Origin of the sequence: Photobacterium damselae, assembly GCF_003026815.1 — a bacterium.
Classification (GTDB): Bacteria; Pseudomonadota; Gammaproteobacteria; order Enterobacterales; family Vibrionaceae; genus Photobacterium; species Photobacterium damselae.
The window spans coordinates 1-1,647 of record NZ_PYOG01000090.1; the positions used below are offsets into that span (position 1 = coordinate 1).

Below are 1,647 nucleotides of genomic sequence, written 5' to 3' on the forward strand. Positions count from 1 at the left end.
CAAACTGCAATCGAATTAGGGGCAACCTGCTGTGGTAAGCCTGGCGTTCGTCCTGAATACGGTGAAAACTATTATGCAGCATATGTCTTAGATCTTGATGGTAATAAGATCGAAGCCGTATTTTTATCACTATAAATAACGTTGTTTGATCCTTGCTGTTGTTGCTATGTAGGAGTTGACTATTAAGTTTGCTCCTTTGTTATTTAATGCTTGTGTTCTAATCTCGGTGTGCTCTCTTTTGCTGGTTTTGCTGGTTTTGCTGGTTTTGCTGGTTTTGCTGGTTTTGCTGGTTTTGCTGGTTTTGCTGGTTTTGCTGGTTTTGCTGGTTTTGCTGGTTTTGCTGGTTTTGCTGGTTTTGCTGGTTCTATTCGTTAATTCTCCTATCTCTCTCTTTCCTGTTTTTCTCTCTTTACTCCTTCTTAACCTTCTTTCCTTGGGCGTTTTAACGGGCTTTTCGCTTTGCTCCTGTCGCTAACCTGCATCCGTAATGGCAACAAGTTGCCAACGGCTGCTAGGTTCCAGACAGTCAATCCCTAACGCAACAGCATTCGCAGATATTCATCCTAATTTGTCCGTGTAATCACGGACAAATTAAGATGAATCCCTGCTCACAAAGAATGCACCCTACTAGACCAATCTTCCCCTCACCATTGGCTCACTCTGATGTTCCAAACTTTGCCGCGGCCTGCCGTAATTCTCCATCTAGATCCTTCACTACCTAATTTCCCCTTTGCCTACTAAACCTTCACCTAACCCAATTTATCTCGCAAGGGAAAATAAATGCTGTATCCCTAAGGCAACAAGTTGCCAAGGGCTACTAGCCCCTTGACAAGAAAAATCGGCTTAGGTGCGCGGGTAGGCATTCGGACAAATTAGGCAGCAAAGGAGCCTTGTATGAATACTCGCAGCAAGACCGCAACAAAGTTCTACACATCAGAGCGCGCTGATAGCTCAGTGCAGATTGGCCTAGCAGGGCGCGAAGTGGATTCTGAGAGTGTGATTCGTGAGGGGAACGCGACCCTCCGCTTGTCATCCCTTGAGGTTTCGCAGGCTCCCGCGCTTCGCGCTCCATGTGCTGCGCACATATCGAGGGCAAACGCACGTAAGGCAGCTATCTTCAAGCGTGCGTGGTCGTTGGCAGCACAAAAAGCCCTTCGTTTCGGTGGCGAAAAATGCACTTACTTTGCTGCTTGTCTGAAAGTGGTTTACCGCCAAATCAAACTGACTCACACAGAAAGCCGCCAGCAATACGGCGACTTAATGAAACGCAACAACGAGTATTTAAGCCAACTAAAAGAGAGGTTATCACACTATGAATCTAAACCTGATTTGTTACATCGAGAGCAAACCATTGCTGATTTACTGCCCCGTATTAAAAACGCTCAGATTCGCCAGAGTTACTACGTTGACCTTATTTTTTGTGCAGGAGTAGAGCTATGAGTGCCTTTAAGTGGGACACCAACACAAAGCCAAACCAAAGACAGTATTTAATTTGGGGCAACGTCAAACAGCTCCCTTTTCACCGACATTATGAGGACGACAAGCAATTTATCATTTGTGACGAAATCATTATTTACAACGTAGAGATAGACGAGGAGGGCAACTTTACAGGCTATTTCTTCGATGAAGATAGCCAAATTATAGAAA

3 protein-coding genes and 1 pseudogene are annotated in these 1,647 nt (G+C 45.1%); all 4 read left to right on the forward strand.

The annotated features are described in order from the left end of the window. Positions 1–135: pseudogene (locus CTN07_RS22360) on the forward strand (VOC family protein); the annotation flags it as partial. Between the two features lie 75 nt (positions 136–210). Then, positions 211–375 carry a hypothetical protein gene (locus tag CTN07_RS22365; RefSeq protein WP_211315319.1) on the forward strand — a complete coding sequence of 55 codons (165 nt, stop codon included), beginning with the start codon at positions 211–213 and terminating at the stop codon, positions 373–375. Between the two features lie 519 nt (positions 376–894). Beyond that, complete coding sequence (locus CTN07_RS22370; RefSeq protein WP_036766380.1) at positions 895–1,440, forward strand: hypothetical protein; 546 nt, start codon at positions 895–897, stop codon at positions 1,438–1,440. Beyond that, positions 1,437–1,647, forward strand: a 211-nt coding sequence (locus tag CTN07_RS22995; protein WP_211315320.1) for a hypothetical protein, incomplete at its 3' end; no start/stop codon positions are given. The genes CTN07_RS22370 and CTN07_RS22995, both read left to right, overlap by 4 nt.